We start from the raw sequence: 4,560 nt of genomic DNA, 5'->3' as shown, positions 1-4,560 counted from the left end.
TCGCCGGCCTGATCAACGGCCTCTTGATCGCCTACACCCGCATCCCACCCTTCATTGCCACGCTGGGCATGATGGTCACCGCCCGCGGCATCGCCAAATGGTGGTCGAAGGGCCAGCCGATCTCGTTTCCGACCGACAGCTTCGCGGCCATCGGCAAGGGGCTGATGCCGGTCGTCATCTTCATCTCGTTGGCGATCCTGTTCCAGCTCATCCTGACCTACACGAAATACGGCAAGCACTGTTACGCCATCGGCTCGAACGAGGACGCCGCGCGCATGTCGGGCATCAAGATCGCCAATCACAAGGTGCTGGTCTACGCGATCGCCGGCATCTTGGCCGCGATCGCCGCGGTGGTGCTGTCGTCCAAGAACCTCACCGCCCAGGCCGGCATGGGCGTCATGTACGAGCTCGACGCCATCGCCATGGCGGTCATCGGCGGCGTTTCGCTGTCGGGTGGCCGCGGCTCGATCATCGGCACCGTGATCGGCTCGCTGATCTTCGGCGTCATCATTTCCGGCTTCACCTTCCTGCGCCTCGACGCCTACTATCAGGAGATGGTCAAGGGCGTGATCATCGTCGGCGCGGTCGTTCTCGATCAATGGCGCCAGCGCCGCCGCGCGATAGGAGCTTGACCATGTCCGATATCGTTCTGAAAACCGAAAACCTCACCAAGCATTATGGCGGCGTGCACGCGCTGCAGGAGGCGAATTTCGAGCTGCGCAAGGGCGAGCATGTCGCCATCATGGGCGACAACGGCGCCGGCAAGTCGACCTTCGTGCGCCAGATCACCGGCGTCGAGCAGCGCACCAGTGGCAAGATCTGGTTCGACGGCAAGGAGGTGAACTTCGCCGGCCCGATCGAGGCGCGCGAGGCAGGCATCGAGACTGTGTTCCAGAACCTCGCTCTGGCTGATGATCTCGACGTGCCGTCGAACCTGTTCCTCGGCCGCGAGAAGGTGCTGTTCAACCTCGGCCCCTTCTCCATCCTCGACCGCAAGGCGATGCGCAAGGCCACCGAGGCAGCGCTTGTCCGCACGGCGGTGAAGATTCCTAACCTTTCCAGCACCATCCGCCACATGTCGGGCGGCCAGCGCCAGTGCGTGGCGATCGCCAGGACGGCGACCTTCGCCTCCAAGCTGATCATCATGGACGAGCCGACCGCGGCGCTCGGCGTGCAGGAGACCGCGCAGGTCGAAAACATCATCCGCACGCTGAAGGAGAACGGCGAGCCGTTGATCCTGGTCAGCCACAACATGCGCCAGGTGTTTGACCTGGTCGACCGCATCGTCGTCTTCCGCCGCGGGCGTATCGTCGCCAATTTGCGCAAGCAGGACACCGATGGCAACGACATCGTCGCCTACATCACCGGCGCCAAGACCGGCCAGGCGGAACTGCAGGCCGCCTGACGGCGTCCGACGAACCAATCGTCCGCGCCGCAAGGCGCGGATAGGCCTACAAACCCACCCTCGAAGGACATTCCATGACACTCCGCTTCGCTCTCCTCGGCGCCGGCCGCATCGGCAAGGTGCATGCCCGCGCCGTCGCTTCCAACCCGCAGGCAAAACTCGTCGCCGTGGCCGATGCCTTCGAGAAAGCGGCGACCGAGCTGGCCTCTGCCTATGGCGCCGAAGTGCGCAGCATCGATGCCATCGAAAAGGCCAAGGACATCGACGCCGTCATCATCTGCACGCCGACCGACACCCATGCCGACCTGATCGAGCGCTTCGCCAAGGCCGGCAAGGCGATCTTCTGCGAGAAGCCGATCGACCTCTCCGTCGAGCGCGTCGAAAAATGCCTGGCGGTGGTCGAGAAGACCGGCGCCACGCTGATGGTCGGCTTCAACCGCCGCTTCGACCCGCATTTCGCCGCCGTGCGCAAGGCGATCGACGACGGCGCCATCGGCACGGTCGAGATGGTCACCATCACGTCCCGCGATCCGGGCGCTCCGCCGCTCGATTACATCGCCCGCTCCGGCGGCATTTTCCGCGACATGACCATCCACGATTTCGACATGGCGCGCTTCCTGCTCGGCGAGGAGCCGGTCGCGGTCAGCGCCCACGCCTCGGTGCTGGTCGACAAGAAGATCGGCGAAGCCGGCGATTTCGATTCGGTCAGCGTCATCCTCGAAACCGCGTCCGGCAGGCAGGCCGTCATTTCCAACTCACGCCGCGCCACCTATGGCTATGACCAGCGCATCGAGGTGCATGGCTCGAAAGGCATGGTCGCCGCCGAGAACCAGCGGCCGGTCTCGATCGAGCTCGCCAACGACAAGGGCTACACCCGCCCGCCGCTACACGACTTCTTCATGACCCGCTACATCGATGCCTATGCCAATGAGATCGCCTCCTTCATCGCCGCGGCGACTGCCGGCAAGAAGGCGGCGCCGAGCGGCAAGGACGGACTGATCGCGCTGAAGCTGGCCGACGCGGCTTTGGAGTCGGCGAAAACGGGGAAGACCGTCCGCGTCGATTAGTCCGGTTGGGCGAACGCTTTGAAGGATGGTCGGTTTGTTGGTCTGCAAGGGTGGCGATTAGCCGGAACATCCATCGCGTCGTCATCCACGGGCGGAGCAAGGAGCGAAGCGACGCGCGCATACCCGAGGATCCATGCCGTTACATCGGAGCGGTGTGCAACGGTCCAGAAATTCTGCTCCGCCGCTTTCTTCGGCCGGGGTCACGGCATGGATCCTAGGGTCTCCGCAACGGAGCTACGCTCCTGCTTCGCCCTAGGATGACGAAGTCGGGCCGCTTCGGCCAAGTTATCAACGTGGGCCAAGGCACCGGGAAACCGAACGGAACGTCAATGAATCTCGAAAATCCATTGGTCATTCAAAACACAGGAGCACAGCGATGAGCGGTTTGGCCGGTCGCAATTCAGAAACACGCGCCATCGTCACCGGCGGCGCGCAGGGCATCGGCTTCGCCGTCGCGGAAGCGCTTGCAGACGAGGGCTGCCGCGCGCTCGCGCTGATCGGCCGCTCGCAGGAAAAGGGCGACAAGGCGGTGGCAGTGCTGAAGAAAAACGGCGTCGACGCCATCTTCATCAGCGCCGATGTCGCCAAGGTCGCCGACTGCAAGCGCGCGGTCGCGACGGCGCTTGAGCATTTCGGAACCTTGAACGCGCTGGTCAACGCCGCCGCCACGTCCGCGCGGGGGTCGTTAGTGGAGACCACCGAAGAACTCTTCAACCAGATCTTCGACACCAATGTCCGCGGCCCCTTCTTCCTGATGCAGGGCCTTGTCGCGCATCTGCTGGAGCGCAAGGCGCCCGGCTCGATCGTCAACGTGCTGTCGATGTCGGCGCATGCCGGCCAGTCCTTCCTCACGCCCTATTCGACCAGCAAAGGTGCGCTGATGACGCTGACCAAGAATGTCGCCAGCGCCTACCGGAAGAACCGCATCCGCTGCAACGCCGTGCTGCCGGGATGGATGGACACCGAGGGCGAGGCGATCGTGCAGAAGAAATGGCACGGAGCGTCGGATGACTGGCTGGAGAAGGCAGAGGCAGCGCAGCCGATGGGCCAGCTGGTCAAGCCGGCGCAGCTAGCCCGGCTGATCACCTATATGCTGAGCCCTCAGGCCGGCGTCATGACCGGCTCCCTCGTCGATTATGATCAGAACATAGCCGGCGTGATTGGGGAGTAGTGACAACCGCCCTCGCATCGACTATATGAGCCGCATGATCCACCTGACCGCCTCGTTTTGGTACTTTAGCTACGGTAGCTCGCTGGCGGCGGGAGGATTGCGCTCGATCTGAAAAACTCCAGATCAAAATCCGACAAGCCGCCAGACCTGGCGGCTTTTTTGTTTCAAGCCGGCAGGTCTCCTAAATCAGGAGCAGAAAGCCGTGTTGACCACCACAGACGACCTTCGGGTCACCGAAATCAGAGCCTTGAGCACGCCGGACGAGGTGATGCGCGAGATACCGCGCTCGCTCACCGCGACGCGCACCGTTGCCGCCTCGCGCAACACCATTCATTCGATCCTGACCGGGGCCGACGATCGACTGCTTGTCATCGTCGGCCCTTGTTCCATCCACGATCCGGTCGCGGCCGTTGACTATGCCAGCCGTCTGGCGGCGCTGCGCGAGACCCTGGCCGACCGGCTCGAGATCGTCATGCGCGTCTATTTCGAGAAGCCGCGCACCACGCTCGGCTGGAAGGGGCTGATCAACGATCCCGATCTCGACGGCAGCTTCAACATCGAGAAGGGCTTGCGCATGGCGCGCAACGTGCTGTCGGCCGTCAACAATCTCGGCCTGCCGGCGGCGACCGAGTTCCTCGACATGACCATCCCACAATACATCGCCGACCTCGTCGCCTGGGGCGCCATCGGCGCGCGCACGACCGAAAGCCAGATCCATCGCGAGCTGGCATCGGGCCTCTCCTGCCCGGTTGGCTTCAAGAATGGCACCGACGGCAATCTCAGGATCGCCGGCGAAGCGGTGAAGTCGGCAGCCCAGCCGCATCATTTCATGGCGGTGACCAAGGGCGGCCGCAGTGCGATCGCGGCCACCACGGGCAATGAGGATTGCCATGTGATCCTGCGCGGCGGCATTCAGC

5 protein-coding genes are annotated in these 4,560 nt (G+C 63.6%); all 5 read left to right on the top strand.

What is annotated here, in order from left to right; translation table 11 throughout:
- A partial coding sequence (locus EOA24_RS28315) for an ABC transporter permease (RefSeq protein WP_133374645.1) occupies positions 1 to 632 on the top strand: 632 nt, incomplete at its 5' end.
- A 2-nt stretch (positions 633 to 634) separates the two neighbouring features.
- On the top strand, positions 635 to 1,405 hold the full coding sequence (locus EOA24_RS28310; protein WP_042637543.1) for an ATP-binding cassette domain-containing protein: 771 nt from the start codon (positions 635 to 637) through the stop codon (positions 1,403 to 1,405).
- 74 nt (positions 1,406 to 1,479) lie between these two features.
- Positions 1,480 to 2,472 carry an inositol 2-dehydrogenase gene (gene iolG / locus EOA24_RS28305; protein ID WP_126063304.1) on the top strand — a complete coding sequence of 331 codons (993 nt, stop codon included), beginning with the start codon at positions 1,480 to 1,482 and terminating at the stop codon, positions 2,470 to 2,472.
- A gap of 376 nt (positions 2,473 to 2,848) precedes the next feature.
- A complete protein-coding gene (locus tag EOA24_RS28300; protein WP_126080079.1) occupies positions 2,849 to 3,643 on the top strand; it encodes an SDR family oxidoreductase in 795 nt (264 codons plus the stop codon).
- 202 nt (positions 3,644 to 3,845) lie between these two features.
- On the top strand, positions 3,846 to 4,560 hold a 715-nt coding region (locus EOA24_RS28295; protein ID WP_127410308.1), incomplete at its 3' end, for a 3-deoxy-7-phosphoheptulonate synthase.

The organism is Mesorhizobium sp. M2A.F.Ca.ET.039.01.1.1 (assembly GCF_003998035.1).
Classification (GTDB): Bacteria; Pseudomonadota; Alphaproteobacteria; order Rhizobiales; family Rhizobiaceae; genus Mesorhizobium.
This window is presented reverse-complemented; position numbering and strand designations above follow the sequence as displayed.

Bases quoted from the DNA above. Each gene is read 5' to 3' on its own strand.
- EOA24_RS28310 (WP_042637543.1), top strand. From the start codon at position 635: ATGTCCGATATCGTTCTGAAAACCGAAAACCTCACCAAGCATTATGGC.
- iolG (WP_126063304.1), top strand. From the start codon at position 1,480: ATGACACTCCGCTTCGCTCTCCTCGGCGCCGGCCGCATCGGCAAGGTG.
- EOA24_RS28300 (WP_126080079.1), top strand. From the start codon at position 2,849: ATGAGCGGTTTGGCCGGTCGCAATTCAGAAACACGCGCCATCGTCACC.